The sequence below is a fragment of the Rhodococcus sp. BP-332 genome, assembly GCF_019836065.1.
Taxonomy (GTDB): Bacteria; Actinomycetota; Actinomycetes; order Mycobacteriales; family Mycobacteriaceae; genus Rhodococcoides.
On record NZ_JABUEC010000001.1, the window covers coordinates 487099 to 502503 of the forward strand.

The following is a 15405-nucleotide window of genomic DNA, read 5'->3' on the forward strand; positions in this document are numbered from 1 at the left end:
TCGCCTCGCTCACGTGAGAATGGAAGAAACTAGCTGGTGGTGCCGAACCAGTCCGCCCGAGGTGCTGCGGTGTTGTTCCAGATGTGCTTGGTCTCCTGGTACTCGTGGAGTCCCGCGGGCCCGAGTTCGCGCCCGTTGCCCGACTTCTTGAAACCGCCCCACTCGGCCGCGGCCGTGTAGTACCCGAAGTCGTTGAGCCACACGGTTCCGTGTCGCAGCCCGCGCACCATGCGTTCGCCGCGTTCGGGATCGGTGGTGCGCACACCGGCCGCGAGACCGTAGTCCGTGTCGTTGCCCAGTCGCAGTGCCTCTTCCTCGGTGGTGAACCGTTCGACGGTCAGTATGGGCCCGAACGTCTCGAGCTGCACGATGTCCATCTCACGAGAGCAGTGGTCGAACACCGTGGGCAGGAAGTAACTTCCGTCCGCCAGAGCCGGATCGGACGGTGCGCGGCCGCCCGTACGCAGAACTGCACCCTCCGCGAGGGCGGTCTCGACGAACGCCTCCATCTTGTCGCGCTGAGTCGTGGAGACCAGTGGCCCCGTCTCGCTGGACGGGTCCGTTCCCGGTCCCATCCGGATGGCTTCGGCGCGGCGCACGATCTCGTCGACGAACCGATCCGCCACCGAGTCCTCGACGATGAGACGTGTTCCGGCCGAACACACCTGGCCGGAGTGCAGGAAGACGCCGGTGAGCACCTGGTCGACGGAGGCGTCGAACGTGTCCTCGTCGGCGGCGTCCGCGAACACGATGTGCGGATTCTTGCCCCCGAGTTCCACCGCCACCTTGGTCACGTGCGGCGCGGCACTCGCGAGGATCGCGCTGCCGGTCGCCAGTCCACCGGTGAACGACACGAAGTCGACGTCCGGATTGTCCGTGAGCGCCGGCCCGATGGTCGCGCCGCTGCCCTGCACCAGATTGACGACACCGTCCGGCACCCCCGCTTCCTCCAGCAGATGGGTGAACGCGATGGTGCTCAGCGGGGTGACCTCGCTCGGCTTGAGCACCATCGTGCAGCCGGCAGCCAGCGCAGGCGCGATCTTCCACGAGATCTGCAGCAGAGGGTAGTTCCAGGGCGCGATCATCACGCAGACACCGATCGGCTCGTGCACCACGCGCGAGATGACCGCAGGATCACCCACGTCGACGAGACGATCGCTCGAGACGGCGGCGAGCTGAGCGTAGTACCGGAACACCGAGGTGACGTCGTCGATGTCGATGCGGCTCTCCGCCAACGTCTTCCCGGTGTCGAGGGTCTCGATGACCGACAGTCGCTCCTTGTCGCGCTGCAGGAGATCCGCCACGCGGTCGAGCACCGCACAGCGTTCCGCGACCGGGGTTGCGGGCCAGTCGCCGCGATCGAAGGTGGCACGGGCCGCGGCGACGGCGGCGCGGGCGTCGTCCGGCGAGGCCTCGTCGACCGACACCAGGACGCGACCGGTCGCGGGGTCGATGCAGTCTCGGGTCTCCCCCGAGGTGGCAGGGACCCACTCACCCCCGATGAGGAGAACGCGCTCGAACAGTGTCGGATCGACGTCGTGCTCGGTCTGTTGATTCACTGCCCCACCCTTTCACCGATCGGTCACCCCTGCAGGCGCCCGTCCTCCCGCAGGCGTTCCGCCAGCCAGTCGTGGAAGAGCCCGATGTGATGCTCGGCCGGCACCAGAACGCCACCGTCACGGTATGCCCGTGAGCTCATCGCCGGTTGGGTTCGCTCACATGCGTCGAAATCCTGCACGTTGACGCGATGGAACAACTCGACCGATCGGCTGACGTCGCGGCCGGACTCGACGACGTCCCGCGTGTACAGCCAGTCGCACTCGACGACGGTGCGGTCCGCGGACACCGGGTACATGCGGTGCAGGATCACGTGGTCGGGAACCAGGTTGACGAAGACGGTCGGCTTGATCGTGATGGCGTAGTACCGCCGGTCCTGATCCTCCGAGAGCGTCGGCAGGGCGCCGAACCCCGCGGACCCGTCCACGGTGAATCCGTCGATCTCCGCGCCGAACTCCGCACCGTGGCCGACGAAGTACTGGGCCGCGAGCCCGTCCGCGAACTCGGGGAGGACCTCGGTCAGCTCCGGGTGGATCGTGGCGCAGTGATAGCACTCCATGAAGTTCTCGACGATCAGCTTCCAGTTGGCCGCCACGTCGTAGACCTCGCGGCGACCGAGTTCGAGAGACGGCATGTCGTACCGGTCGATGGCCGTCGGGTCGCCGAGCCGCTCGGTGACCGCGCCGATCACCTCGTCCTCGAAGGACGGCGGCTCGTCCGCAAGGCACAGCCACGCGTAGCCGAGCCACTCCCGGAGCGCGACGGGGATCAGACCCCACTCCGTACGGTCGAGCGGGGCACCGGACCCGTCCGACAACGCGGACAGATTGGGAGCGGCCACGAGCTTCCCGTCCAGCCCGTACGTCCAGGCGTGGTACGGACACTGCAGATTACGCTTGACCTGGCCCGACTCCTCCGTGCAGATCTGTGCGCCGCGGTGGCGGCACACGTTGAGGAACGCGCGCAGGACCCCGTCACGCCCGCGCACCACCAGCACGCTCTCGCGGCCCACGTCGACGCGGCGGAAGGCGCCGGGTGCCGCGAGATCGGCACTGCGGACGGCGCAGAACCACATCGTCTCGAACACGTGCTCCTGCTCGGCCAGAAACGTCTCCGCGCTGGTGTACCAGGATCCGGGGAGAGTGGGGATCAACGACTGAGTGCGGGGCGCGGCGCTTGTCATACGGTCACCAATCGGCGGGGATCGAAGAGGGTGATGGGGTGCGCGGTCGTCCCGGTGGTCGCGAGGTCGGCCAGGATCTCACCGACGACGGGCACGAACTTGAAACCGTGGCCGGAGAACCCGCACGCGACGGTGACGTTGGTGGCGTCGGGGTGCCGCGCGATGACGAAGTGCTCGTCCGGAGTGTTGGAGTACATGCACGTCGCGGAGTGCACGCTCGGCCCGTCGAGGCCGGGCACCGTCTGCCGCACTCGGGTCTGCATCGCCTCGATCTCGTGCGGGTGCACCGTACGGTCGATGGTGTCCGGCGTGCACTCGATGCCCTTGCGGAAGAAGGCCACCTTGACGCCGCCGTCGGGACCGTCGATCGCCGGGAAACCGTAGTCCTGCATACCGTCCGCGGCCTCGTGGATGAAGATCGGGTTGTTCTCGTACGCTGCGGTACCGGCGCTCGCGCCGAACCAGTGCAGTACCTGGCGCTCGACGACGATCGGTACCGCGAACTGCTCGAGCAACTGCGGCGCCCAGGCACCGGGGCAGATCACCACCTGGCCCGCCGTGTGGGTCCCCTTGTCGGTGGTGACGGTGACGCCGTCCCCCGACTCCTCCCAGCCGAGCACCGTCTCACCGAACTGCAATGTCGCACCGCGGTTCTCGGCGAGGTCCAGATGGGCCTGAACGGTGAGTTCAGGCCTCGCGAAACCCGCGGCGGCCTCGAACAGTGCCACCTCGTCGGGGTCGGGATCGAAGGTGGGGAACGCCTCGCGCACCTGCGCGGCATCCAGGATCTCGTGCGGCAGCGACCATTGCCGTGACGCCAGCAGCGAGCCCGAGAACGTCACCGAGCTCTCGCGCCCGAGGAACAGTCCTCCGGTGATCCGATGCACCTCCTTCCCGGACATGCTCCTCAGTTCGTCCCACAGTTCGTAGGACCGCAGGAGGAGCGGGACGTAGGCCGGGTCCTCGAAGTAGGACTGCCGGATGATCCGCGATCCGCCGTGGCTCGATCCCTTGTCGTGGGCGGGGGTGAACTTCTCGAGTCCCAGCACCCGCTGTCCGCGGTCGGCCAGATGGAAGGCGGCGGCGCTGCCCATGCCGCCGAGTCCGATGACGATGACGTCGTAGCTCACGTGGTTCATCTCCTGATCAGCTGTCCGGCGGGATCGACGACCGCGTCGTCGGACACCGTCGCACCCAGTGCGGCGGCGAAGTAGGTCACCGACACCGCGGTGCCGAGTGGAGTGTTCAGCGGAAGCCAGGCGTACGCGACGCACCGCCCGAGGGTCGCCGACCATCCCGCGCTCGTGACGTACCCGACGACCGTGCCGTCGAGAGAGACCGGCTCCTTCCCGAGCACCACGGCGTCCGGGTCGTCGAACACGAGGGTCCGCAGCCGTCGCGTCGCGGGCCGAGCGGCCAGGGCCGACCGACCGACGAAGTCCGTGGCGTCCTTGACGGCGAACTCGACGCCCGCGTCGGCCGGGGTGTCCTCGGAGGTCATGTCGTGCCCCCACGCGCGGTACCCCTTCTCGAGTCGCAGGCTGTCGAACGCGAGCCGACCGGCAGCGATCACCCCGTGGTCGGACCCGGCCTCCCACAACAGGTCCCACAGGGCGCCGCCGTACTCGGCGTCGGTGTAGATCTCCCACCCGAGTTCGCCGACGTACGACACCCGCATCATGATCACGGGAATCGCACCGAGGTACGTCCGCACGGCGCGGAAGTAGCCGAAGGCCTTGTGTCCCAAATCCGCGTCGGCCAGCGGTGCCACCATCGCGCGGGCACGGGGACCCCACACTCCGACACAACACGTCGCTCCGGTGACGTCCCGCACCGTCACCGGACCGTCGGGCGTTCCCGTCCTGGCGCGGCGCAGCATCGCATCGAGGTCGAGTGGACCGTTCGCTCCGACGCGATAGTGATCGGCGCCGAGTCGCGCGACCGTGAGGTCGCTGCGGATCCCGCCTCTCTCGTCGAGCATCAGCGTGTAGGTGACACGGCCGATCGCGGTGTCCACGTCGTTGGTGGTGAGGTGCTGCAGGAAGTGGGCTGCGCCGGGTCCTTCCACGTCGTACCGGGTGAGCGGTGTCATGTCGTACATCGCGACCCGGCTCCTCGTCACCGCGGCCTCGGCCACGGCGATGTCGGAGAAGTGACGCGCGGACCACTCGTCGCGGACCGGAAGGTGGAACCCGGTCTCGAGGAGCGCCGCGAGTTCGCCCGCGTTGCTCTCGTACCAGGCGGGGCGCTCCCAGCCTCCGCCCTGGACGAAGCGGGCGTCCAGCGCGACCTCCGCGGCGTGGAACGGGCTGCGCCGCAGTCCTCGCAGCGCCGTGCGCTGCTGGCGGGGGTGCACGATGTCGTACACCTCCACGAACGCCTGCGCGCTGGTCGCGGCGATGAAGGCGGGACTGCACTCGACCGATTCGAAGCGATACAGATCGGACTCGTGGAGGTCGATCTCCGAGGCGCCGTCGATCAGGGTCTGGGCGAGAGCGCGCGCGATACCGGCGGAGTGTGTCACCCACACCGCCTCCGCCACCCAGAAGCCAGCCAGATCCCGGTGCTCCCCGACGATCGAGTGACCGTCGGGAGTGAAGGAGAAGATGCCGTTGAATCCGGATTCGACCTTCGACTCCCGCAGCGCCGGAAGCACTCTCGCGGACTCACGCCAGGCCGGCGCGAAATCGTCCTCGGTGAACGGCAGCATCGACGGCATCGGTGGGGGCGCCACGGACGACGCGTCACCGTCCGCGTCCCACGACAGCGCGCCCATGTCCGCGGGCATCGGGTCGTGGCCGTAGTAGCCGATACCGAGACGATCCCCGTGCTCCCGGTAGTAGAGGTCGCCGTCCTGATGACGAAGGATCGGCAGACCCGCGTCCGTCGCACCGGTGTTCCGGCCGACCAGCGCCTCGATCTGTCCGGTGTAGGCGTACTGGTGCGCCATCGGGACCAGGGGAACCGTGAGTCCCACCGTGCGCCCGAGCTCGGCACCCCAGAAGCCCGCGGCCGACACGACGATGTCCGCCGGCACGTCGCCGTGCGGGGTCCGCACTCCGGTCACACGTCCACTCGCCTGGAGGATCTCGGTCACCGGACTGTCCCCCCGGAACACCGCCCCGCGGGCCTGCGCCGCACGCGCCTGCATCTCGGCGGCCCGCACCGCCCGGGCGAGACCGTCGCTCGGAGTGTGGAACGCGCCGAGCACGACGTCCGGGTCCACGAGCGGGTGCAGAGCCGCTGCGGCCGCGGCGTCGACGAGCCGTCCCTCGATGCCCCACGAGCGCGCCCACCCGGCCTTGCGTTGCAGATCCGTCCACCGAGCTTCGGTCGTCGCGATCTCGAGGCCGCCGAGCGTGTCGAAGCACGGCCCGTCGTCGTGCGTGAGTGCGCGGAACTTGTCGGCCGTGTAGGCCGCGAAGTGGGCCATGGAGCGCGAGGGATTCGTCTGGAACACCAGCCCGGGGGCGTGCGAGGTGGATCCGCCGGTGGAGAACAGCGGCCCCTGGTCGAGCACGGTGACGTCAGTCCACCCACGGGCGGTCAGTTCGTCCGCCAGGGAGGTCCCGACGATGCCGGCGCCGATGACGACGATACGAGGTGTCACGAGCGTCCCCCTGGGACCTGTTGCGATCAGCGCAACGATGGGTGGTTTACGCAACACAGACTCGACGCCCCGGGCCGGGCTGTCAACCCGGCACGCCGTGGTTCGACACACCGGTGCAGCGATTGACGTGGTGGATCGTCCTGGTGCATCCTGTTGCGCAGATCGATCACAGTTGCGATTGACGCAACACCATCACACTTGCGGGAGGCATCATGCCGGACACCGTTCATCGCGTCGCCGTCTGCTCCGCATCGGCCCTCCCCGTCGGCGAGGTCGCCACCGTCACCCCGCCGGGTCACACCGCGATCTCCGTCTTCCACACCGAGGAGGGCCTCTTCGCGATCGACGACACGTGCACACACCAGGACGCCTCGCTCGCCGACGGATGGGTGGAGAACTGCGCGGTCGAGTGCCCGCTGCACGAGTCGTGCTTCGATCTGCGGACCGGCGCCCCCTCGGGCACACCGGCGAAGACTCCCGTTCGGACATATGCGGTGCACGTCGTCGACGGCGCGGTCGTGCTCGACCTCCCCGGCTCGTGACGACCCCCGACAGGCCCGACGTCGAGACGGTGAACTCCGTCCTGGTCGTCGGGGCGTCGCTCGCGGGCTCGACCGTCGCGACCGCTCTCCGCGAGGACGGGTTCACGGGTCGCGTCACCGTCGTCGGCGACGAGCCCCACCTGCCGTACGATCGCCCGCCCCTCTCCAAGGCCTTCCTGCAGGGATCGGCTCCCGACCCGTGGCTCGTTCCCGAACCCGATGCGCTCGACGTCGACTGGGTGCTCGGGACACCGGCTGTCGGCATGACCGGGCGGAGCGTGGAGCTCGCGGACGGGCGGGAGGTGAGTGCCGACGTCGTCGTCATCGCGACCGGCGCGCGCGCACGGACCCTGCTGGGCGCCGACGACCTCCGCGGCGTTCACACGCTGCGCACGTTGGACGACGCCGCCGCACTGCGCTCGTCGCTGGCCACGGCGACCACCATGGTGGTGATCGGCGCGGGATTCATCGGAGCCGAGGTGGCCTCCACGGCCGCCGGCCTCGGCATCTCCGTCACCATCGTCGAGGCGTCCACCGCTCCCCTGTCCGGCCCGCTCGGCCTGACGATGGCGGAGGTCTGCGTCGATCTGCATCGTGCGAACGGCGTGACCCTCCTGCTCGGCGCCGCCGTCGACTCTCTCGAGGGCCGCGACGGGGCCGTCACCTCCGTCCTGCTCGGGGACGGGACGGTACTGCCCGCCGACGTCGTGGTGATCGGAATCGGATCGATCCCCAACACGGAGTGGGCGGCAGCGTCCGGCCTCGCCATCGACGGCGGTTTCGTCACCGACGCGCAGTGCCGCACCACCGTTCCGGGCGTCTACGCGATCGGGGACTGCGCTCGCGCGTTCGACGAGGTGCTGCAGGACCACCATCGCAGCGAACACTGGTCGCACGCGGTCACCCAGGCTCGGCGAGTGGCGCGGTCGATCGTGGGGGCGCAGCCCGCGCCGTCCGGTGTTCCGTATTTCTGGTCGGACCAGTACGGCTCTCGCATCCAGTTCGCCGGCCGCCGCCAGTCGACCGATTCGGTGCGCGTGGTCGAGGGCGACCCGGAGGCCGGCTCGTTCGTCGCCGTGTACGAGCGAGCGGACGACGTCGTCGCCGTCCTGGCGATGAACAACGCCCGATCGTTCACCAGGATGAGGAAGAGCCTCGGGGCCTGATTCTCCGCATGCCGATCAGCATTGGGTGCGTATAACAATCTCGAAGTCGCTTTTCTGTGATCAGCCCGGAGAACTCCGTTGGCACTGCACAGCGCTCGTCGCCGGGGATAGGTTGCCGTCATGACTGCCGAGATCCTGGCCACCGACGCCGTCGCGAGCGACACCACGTTCGACCCGGCGCAGCATGCGCTGGACATGGTGGGCTACCACTACCGCGCCGACGACTACTACGAGGTCGGCCGCGAGAAGGTGCGGGAGTACGCGAAAGCCGTCCGCGACTTCCATCCGGTCCACTGGACCGAGGAGGGCGCACTCGAGGTCGGCTATCCGGCGCTGATGGCGCCGCCCACGTTCTTCTCGCTGGTCGGCATCATCGCCCAGCAGAAGCTGCTCGAGCGCATCGCCACCGGATACGACCTCAGCCGGATGCTGCAGACAGACCAGCATGCCGAGTACTTCGCGCCGATCCTGGCGGGCGACCGGCTCACGTGCGACGTCTCGCTCGACTCCTTCCGCACGGTCGTCGGCCGCGACATGATGGTGACCAAGACCGTCATCACCAACCAGCGCAACGAGCTGGCGCAGATCACGTACACCACCCTGCTCATCGGGCGCGCCGACGACGGCGACGACAGCATCGCGGACGTCGCGCGCGGCATGGTCATGAACGGCATGTTCACCCTGTCCACGTCCGACGAGGTGGCCGACGTCAATCCCGGCGGTGACGACCTCGAGACGGTCTACGCCCCGCCCGTCGTCGTCCCGCACACCGGCCATGCCCGTCGGCGCTTCGAGGACGTGGCGGTCGGCGACGCACTGCCCACCAGGACAGTGCTGCTCTCGCGCGGCGATCTCGTGAACTACGCGGGCGTGGTCGGCGACAACAACCCCGTGCACTGGAGCGACCACTTCGCGTCGCTGCTCGAGCTCGACACCGTCGTCGCCCACGGCATGCTCACCATGGGCCTCGGCACCGGCTTCGTGTCCGAGTGGCTCGGCGACCCGGGTGCCCTGAAGGACTGCACCGTGCGCTTCACCAGCCCTGTCATGGTCGACCCGGTGTCCAAGTCGGAGATCGTCATCGACGGCACGGTGAAGTCGAAGGACGAGGCGACCCGGACTGCGGTGGTCTCCATCGACGCCCGCTACAAGGGCAAGCGCATCCTCGGCCACAAGGCGATGGCCACCGTTCACCTGGCCTGAGACGCCTCAGCTCCCGGCCACGGCTCCGCGTACCGAGGCCGGGAGCTTCGTCACCTTCGAGAACGGCCCGACCACGGCGGCCGCCATGGGCCGCGCCAGCAGGGTCCGGGCGACATCGCGGACCTCGTCGTTGGTCACCTGATCGATGCGCGCGAGCGTCTCCTCCACCGACCTGTGGTCGCCGTAGTTGAGCTCGCTGCGACCGATCCGGTTCATTCTCGATCCGGAATCCTCCAGTCCGAGAACCAGTCCCCCGCGCATGCTCCCCTTCGCGCGAGCGCACTCCGCGTCCGTGATGCCGTCGGTGGCCACCGACGCGAGCACGTCGCGGATCACCGAGGTGACCTCGCCGAGATTCTCGGGCTGGCATCCGGCGTACACCGAGAACGCACCCGTGTCGGAGAACGTGTCCACCGACGAGTACACCGAGTACGCGAGACCGCGCTCCTCCCGGATCTCTTGGAACAGACGCGAACTGAGCCCTCCACCGATGGCGGTGTTCAGAACCGACAACGCCCACCGATGACCCTCGTGGCGTCCGAACGCCCGCACGCCCAGGCACAGGTGCGCCTGTTCACTGTCCCGCGTCGTCAGGCTCAGGGCCGGGCGCGCGGTGATGCGGCCCGCTCCCCCACGCCGCGGTGCCGGTTCGGCGGCACCGGCGATCCGGTCGGCGAAACTGCGACGGACCCCCGCCACCACGTCGTCGTGGTCGACGTTGCCGGCGACCGCCACCACCATGCGCGGCGGGGTGTAGCGCCGAGTGTGGAACGAGTGCAGCTGATTCCGCGTCATGGACTCGATGGACTCCACCGATCCGATGACGGGACGACCGATGGGGTGGTCACCGAACAGCGCGGTGAGGAAGGCGTCACCGAGCAGGTCCTCGGGGTCGTCGTCGCGCATCGAGATCTCCTCGAGCACCACCTGGCGTTCGACATCGACGTCCTCGGCGCGGCAGCGACCGCGGAGCACCACGTCCGCCACCAGGTCGAGTCCGAGGTGCAGGTCCTCGTCGAGCACGTGCGCGTAGAAGCACGTGTGCTCCTTGGACGTGAACGCGTTGAGCTCGCCGCCGACTCCGTCCATCACCTGCGCGATGTCCAGAGCCGTACGGGTGGGGGTGGCCTTGAACAGCAGGTGCTCGAGGAAGTGCGCGGCACCGGCGACGGTGCGGCCCTCGTCGCGCGAACCGACGGCGACCCAGACGCCGACCGAGGCGGACCGCACGCCGGGAACGAACTCCGTGACGACTCGGACGCCGCCCGGCAACACCGTGCGGCGGACGCCGGACGGTTCGGGTGTACGCACACGGCGGCGCGGCCGGGAGCCCGAGAGCTCCGCAGACCGCGCCGCCGCGTTCGTGTACTTCTTACTCAGCGCTGACCTCGTCGGAGGTGGCGACCTGATCGTCGGCCGGCGCGGCGGCTGCCGCGTCGTCCTCGACCGGGACGAGGCTGATCTTGCCGCGGTTGTCGATGTCGGCGATCTCCACGCGGAGCTTCGATCCGACGCTGACGACGTCCTCGACCTTGTTGATGCGCTTGCCGCTGCCCAGCTTGGAGATGTGCACCAGGCCGTCACGACCGGGGAGCAGCGAGACGAACGCGCCGAATGCCGTGGTCTTGACGACGGTTCCGAGGAACCGCTCGCCGACCTTGGGCAGCTGCGGGTTCGCGATGGCGTTGATCATGTCGATCGCAGCCTGTGCGGACGGGCCGTCCGCAGCACCGACGTAGACGGTGCCGTCATCCTCGATCGAGATGTTGGCGCCGGTCTGCTCGGTGATCGAGTTGATCATCTTGCCCTTGGGCCCGATGACCTCGCCGATCTTGTCCACGGGGACCTTGATCGCGGTGACGCGCGGTGCGTACGGGCTCATCTCGTCCGGAGCGTCGATGGCCTCGGCCATGACGTCGAGGATCGTGACGCGCGCGTCCTTGGCCTGCGACAGCGCACCGGCCAGAACCTGCGACGGGATGCCGTCGAGCTTCGTGTCCAGCTGCAGGGCGGTGACGAACTCGCGGGTGCCGGCGACCTTGAAGTCCATGTCGCCGAACGCGTCCTCCGCACCGAGAATGTCGGTGAGGGCGACGTAGCGGGTCTCACCGTCGACCTGGTCGGAGACCAGACCCATGGCGATGCCGGCGACCGGTGCCTTCAGCGGCACACCGGCGTTGAGCATGCCCAGCGTCGACGCACAGACCGAGCCCATCGACGTGGAGCCGTTGGAGCTGAGCGCCTCCGAGACCTGACGGATGGCGTAGGGGAACTCCTCCTGGCTGGGGAGCACGGGGAGCAGCGCGCGCTCCGCGAGGGCTCCGTGACCGATCTCGCGACGCTTCGGCGATCCGACGCGTCCGGTCTCGCCGGTGGAGTACGGCGGGAAGTTGTAGTGGTGCATGTAGCGCTTGCTGGTCTCGGGTCCGAGCGAGTCGATCTGCTGGGCCATCTTGACCATGTCGAGGGTGGTGACGCCCAGGATCTGGGTCTCGCCACGCTCGAACAACGCGCTGCCGTGGGCGCGCGGGATGACGGCGACCTCGGCGGAGAGCTCACGGATGTCCGTGATGCCGCGGCCGTCGATGCGGAACTGGTCGCGCAGGATGCGCTGACGCACGAGCTTCTTGGTCAGCGAGCGGAACGCTGCGCCGATCTCCTTCTCGCGGCCCTCGAACCGGTCGCCCACGCTGGTGAGGATCTGATTCTTGACCTCGTCGAGCTTGCTCTCGCGCTCGGTCTTGCCGGCGATGGTGAGTGCCTCGTTGAGCGGGATCTGAGCCGCACCCTCGACAGCCTCGAACACGTCGGACTGGTACGCGGGGAAGAGCGGGAAGTCGCCGGTGGGCTTGGCGGCCGCCGTGGCGAGCTGCTTCTGCGCCTCGCACAGCGATGCGATGAACGGCTTCGCTGCTTCGAGGCCCTCGGCCACGATGGCCTCGGTGGGCGCCTGCGCGCCGTCCTCGATGAGGGCGATGACCTTCTCGGTCGCCTCGGCCTCGACCATCATGATCGCGACGTCGGCGTCCGCACCGGTGCCCGAGACGACGCGGCCGGCGACGACCATGTTGAACACGGCCTTCTCGAGCTGCTCGTTGGTGGGGAACGCTACCCACTGCTTGTCGATCAGGGCGACACGGACGCCGCCGATGGGGCCGGAGAACGGCAGGCCCGCGAGCTGGGTGGACGCCGACGCGGCGTTGATGGCCACGACGTCGTACAGGTCCTTCGGATCGAGGCTCATCACGGTGATGACGACCTGGATCTCGTTGCGCAGTCCGTCGACGAACGTCGGACGCAGCGGCCGGTCGATCAGGCGACAGGTCAGGATGGCGTCGGTGCTGGGGCGTCCCTCACGACGGAAGAACGATCCGGGGATGCGGCCGGCGGCGTACATCCGCTCCTCGACGTCCACCGTGAGCGGGAAGAAGTCGAAGTGGTCCTTGGGGTGCTTCGAGGCGCTGGTGGCCGAGAGCAGCATGGTCTCGTCGTCCAGGTACGCGACGACGGCGCCGGCGGACTGCTTGGCCAGCCGGCCGGTCTCGAAGCGGATGGTGCGGGTGCCGTACGACCCGTTGTCGATGACGGCGGTGGTCTCGAACACGCCCTCGTCGACCTCGGTGGCCGCTGCGGTGTTCGTGGTGGTCTCTGACATGGAAGTCTTCTCGTCCTCTCGTCTTCGCCGTGCCCACCCGGGCGCGCACTCGAACCCGGTGGTCCGGTGCGGCGTCCCCGAGTCGACGTGCGAGCGGAGGCGGCCCACGATCGAAGTCCCCCGGGCCGGGTCGCGCTCCGCGCGTCCGGAAACCGAGAGACCACTACCGAAGACCGACACCGCGACGTGTGTCGGGGACGAACGGCTGATGGTGCTCACCGCCGAGTCGGCGGCCTACCTGTGGTGCTGTGCACTCCCGGAGAGGGAGTACTGCTGTGACACTACCGGTCCACGACGAACGGCCGACGAGGAACAGCCGTGGGCTGCCTCGCCGGCGCGATCGCGTGAACCATGACGGAAATTATCGACGCAGTCCCAGACGCTCGATGAGCGAGCGGTACCGCGCGACATCGACCTTCTGCACGTACTTGAGCAGACGACGACGACGACCCACGAGCAGCAGCAGGCCGCGACGCGAGTGGTGATCGTGCTTGTGCACCTTGAGATGCTCGGTGAGATCCTGGATGCGCTTGGTGAGCATCGCCACCTGGGCTTCCGGCGATCCGGTGTCCGTCTCGTGGACGCCGTACTCGCCGAGGATCTGCTTCTTCTGTTCGGTGGTCAAAGCCACAGTGAAACTCCTGATGCAGTGCCGTCCGCGCGTGGATGGTGCCGCACCCGAGGGCGCGGTGTTGCAGCCGCCGCGGACCGCAGCGAACAACAGTCGTCCATCCTACCTCAGTGGCCGAGGCCCGAACGACACCTCTTCATTCAGGCGTCCAGGGCGGCGAGGATGTCGCGGGCACGGTCGACGTCGAGATCCATCTGCGCGATCAGCTCGTCCACCGAGGCGAAGGCCTCCATGCCGCGCAGACGCTCGACGAAGTCCACCGCGACGTGCTGCCCGTAGAGATCGGCGTCGCCGTCCAGGACGAACGCCTCCACCGTGCGGGTGCGTCCCGAGAACGTAGGATTGGTCCCCACCGACACCGCTGCGCGACAGCGCTTTCCGGGAGTCACGGTACCCATGATCGGTCCGGGTCCGAGCACCGTGAACCACGACGCGTACACCCCGTCCGCCGGGATGGCGGCGTGCATGGGCGGCTTGACGTTGGCCGTGGGGTAGCCGATGGTGCGGCCACGGCCGTCACCGTGCACCACCACGCCCTCGACTCGGTGGGGTCGACCGAGCGCGTCGGCGGCGGCCGCGACGTCACCGGCGTCGACGCAGGCACGAATGTAGGTGGAGGAGAACGTGACCGACTCCTCGGCCAGCAGAGTGACACCGTCGACCGCGAACCCGAACCGCGTGCCGGCGGACCGGAGCAGATCGACGTTGCCGGCGGCCTTCTTGCCGAACGTGAAGTTCTCCCCCACCACGACCTCGGCGGCGTGCAGCCGCTCGACGAGGATGTCGTGGATGTAGCGATCGGGGGTGAGCTTCATGAACTCCGGCGTGAAAGGCATGACGCAGAAGACGTCGATGCCCAGTTCCTCGGCCAGTTCGGCACGCCGGGTGAGGGTGGTCAGCTGGGCCGGGTGACTGCCCGGACGCACCACTTCCATCGGATGCGGATCGAAGGTCATGAGCACACTCGGCACTCCGCGTGCCGCCGCCGATGTCACGGCGCGGTCGATCAATTGGGCGTGGCCGCGGTGTACGCCGTCGAACACGCCGATCGTCAGAACACATCTGCCCCAGTCGGCCGGGACATCGTCGAGACCTCGCCATCTCTCCACGACCAGGAGCCTACGGGCCGACGATCGACCGGTCACGTCCGGCGCACCGACGGCTAAGCTGTCGGCGTGCCAGCCCCTGCCCTCTCCACCGTCGCGCAGGACTACCTCAAGGTCATCTGGACCGCGAGCGAGTACTCCGACGAGCCGGTGAGCACCAAGATGCTCGCCTCCCGGATGTGCGTCTCGCCGTCCACGGTCTCCGAGGCCGTACGCAAACTCGCCGATCAGGGCCTCGTCGACCACGCCCGCTACGGGTCCATCACGCTCACCGAGGCCGGGCGGCGCGCCGCCATCGGCATGGTCCGCAGGCATCGGCTCATCGAGACCTGGCTGGTCGAGGAGATGGGCTACGGCTGGGACGAGGTGCACGACGAGGCCGAGGTACTCGAACACGCGGTGTCGGACCTGCTCGTCGAGCGCATCGACGCCAAGCTCGGTCGGCCGTCACGCGACCCGCACGGTGATCCCATCCCCACCATCGACGGCACCATTCCCGCACCGCCGGCGATACCGCTCAGCGATTTCGTCGCGGGCCAGAAGGGCCACGTCACCCGCATCTCCGACTCGGATCCGGACATGCTGCGGTACTTCGATTCCATCGGCATCACCCTCGACCTGTCGATCACGATGGTCGAACGCCGCGACTTCGCCGGGACCGTGGCCGTGCAGGTGGCCGACACGGTACTCGACCTGGGTCATGTTGCCGCCGAAGCGATCTGGATGACCACGGACTGACGCCGGACCGCCCC

The 15405-nt window shown here is 68.5% G+C and carries 12 protein-coding genes; 4 read left to right on the forward strand and 8 right to left on the reverse strand.

Features of this window, described 5'->3' with window-relative positions; all coding sequences use genetic code 11:
• Window positions 1-29: 29 nt before the first annotated feature.
• Genes HQ314_RS02260 through HQ314_RS02275 form a run of 4 tightly spaced genes read right to left on the reverse strand, consistent with a single transcriptional unit; the run spans window position 30 to window position 6350 of the window.
• Window positions 30-1559 carry an aldehyde dehydrogenase family protein gene (locus tag HQ314_RS02260; RefSeq protein WP_222637675.1) on the reverse strand — a complete coding sequence of 510 codons (1530 nt, stop codon included), beginning with the start codon at window positions 1557-1559 and terminating at the stop codon, window positions 30-32.
• A gap of 23 nt (window positions 1560-1582) precedes the next feature.
• Complete coding sequence (locus HQ314_RS02265) at window positions 1583-2740, reverse strand: aromatic ring-hydroxylating dioxygenase subunit alpha (protein ID WP_056444954.1); 1158 nt, start codon at window positions 2738-2740, stop codon at window positions 1583-1585.
• Window positions 2737-3879: an N-methyl-L-tryptophan oxidase gene (gene solA / locus HQ314_RS02270; protein ID WP_222645324.1), complete on the reverse strand. Its 1143-nt coding sequence runs from the start codon at window positions 3877-3879 to the stop codon at window positions 2737-2739. Before solA ends, HQ314_RS02265 begins: the two co-directional genes overlap by 4 nt.
• Window positions 3876-6350, reverse strand: coding sequence for an FAD-dependent oxidoreductase (locus tag HQ314_RS02275; protein WP_222649188.1), 2475 nt, complete (start codon window positions 6348-6350; stop codon window positions 3876-3878). Before HQ314_RS02275 ends, solA begins: the two co-directional genes overlap by 4 nt.
• A gap of 212 nt (window positions 6351-6562) precedes the next feature.
• Here HQ314_RS02275 and HQ314_RS02280 point away from each other — a divergent pair, with 212 nt between their 5' ends.
• The 3 genes from HQ314_RS02280 to HQ314_RS02290 all read left to right on the forward strand — a co-directional run bounded on the left by HQ314_RS02280 (window position 6563) and on the right by HQ314_RS02290 (window position 9261).
• Window positions 6563-6892 (forward strand): bifunctional 3-phenylpropionate/cinnamic acid dioxygenase ferredoxin subunit, encoded by a 330-nt coding sequence (locus tag HQ314_RS02280; RefSeq protein WP_027505091.1) that lies wholly within the window; start codon window positions 6563-6565, stop codon window positions 6890-6892.
• Complete coding sequence (locus HQ314_RS02285) at window positions 6889-8058, forward strand: NAD(P)/FAD-dependent oxidoreductase (RefSeq protein WP_285185085.1); 1170 nt, start codon at window positions 6889-6891, stop codon at window positions 8056-8058. Before HQ314_RS02280 ends, HQ314_RS02285 begins: the two co-directional genes overlap by 4 nt.
• A 120-nt stretch (window positions 8059-8178) precedes the next feature.
• Window positions 8179-9261: a fused (3R)-hydroxyacyl-ACP dehydratase subunits HadA/HadB gene (locus HQ314_RS02290; RefSeq protein WP_056444959.1), complete on the forward strand. Its 1083-nt coding sequence runs from the start codon at window positions 8179-8181 to the stop codon at window positions 9259-9261.
• A 6-nt stretch (window positions 9262-9267) separates the two neighbouring features.
• Here HQ314_RS02290 and HQ314_RS02295 read toward each other — a convergent pair whose 3' ends face one another.
• The 4 genes from HQ314_RS02295 to HQ314_RS02310 all read right to left on the reverse strand — a co-directional run bounded on the left by HQ314_RS02295 (window position 9268) and on the right by HQ314_RS02310 (window position 14656).
• Window positions 9268-10572 (reverse strand): pitrilysin family protein, encoded by a 1305-nt coding sequence (locus HQ314_RS02295; protein WP_051613192.1) that lies wholly within the window; start codon window positions 10570-10572, stop codon window positions 9268-9270.
• Window positions 10573-10633: 61 nt separating this feature from the next.
• Window positions 10634-12916: a polyribonucleotide nucleotidyltransferase gene (locus tag HQ314_RS02300; RefSeq protein WP_222649190.1), complete on the reverse strand. Its 2283-nt coding sequence runs from the start codon at window positions 12914-12916 to the stop codon at window positions 10634-10636.
• A 361-nt stretch (window positions 12917-13277) separates the two neighbouring features.
• Entirely contained in the window at window positions 13278-13547 is a 270-nt protein-coding gene (rpsO, locus tag HQ314_RS02305) for a 30S ribosomal protein S15 (protein ID WP_027505086.1), read from the reverse strand.
• 140 nt (window positions 13548-13687) lie between these two features.
• Window positions 13688-14656 carry a bifunctional riboflavin kinase/FAD synthetase gene (locus HQ314_RS02310; protein ID WP_222630856.1) on the reverse strand — a complete coding sequence of 323 codons (969 nt, stop codon included), beginning with the start codon at window positions 14654-14656 and terminating at the stop codon, window positions 13688-13690.
• 66 nt (window positions 14657-14722) lie between these two features.
• Between HQ314_RS02310 and HQ314_RS02315 the strand changes: the two genes are divergently transcribed.
• Window positions 14723-15391, forward strand: coding sequence for a metal-dependent transcriptional regulator (locus tag HQ314_RS02315; RefSeq protein WP_308119190.1), 669 nt, complete (start codon window positions 14723-14725; stop codon window positions 15389-15391).
• Window positions 15392-15405: the final 14 nt, after the last annotated feature.

Coding starts and splice junctions, on each gene's coding strand:
- HQ314_RS02290 (WP_056444959.1), top strand. CDS start 8,179: ATGACTGCCGAGATCCTGGCCACCGACGCCGTCGCGAGCGACACCACG.
- HQ314_RS02300 (WP_222649190.1), bottom strand. CDS start 12,916: ATGTCAGAGACCACCACGAACACCGCAGCGGCCACCGAGGTCGACGAG.
- HQ314_RS02280 (WP_027505091.1), top strand. CDS start 6,563: ATGCCGGACACCGTTCATCGCGTCGCCGTCTGCTCCGCATCGGCCCTC.
- solA (WP_222645324.1), bottom strand. CDS start 3,879: ATGAACCACGTGAGCTACGACGTCATCGTCATCGGACTCGGCGGCATG.
- HQ314_RS02265 (WP_056444954.1), bottom strand. CDS start 2,740: ATGACAAGCGCCGCGCCCCGCACTCAGTCGTTGATCCCCACTCTCCCC.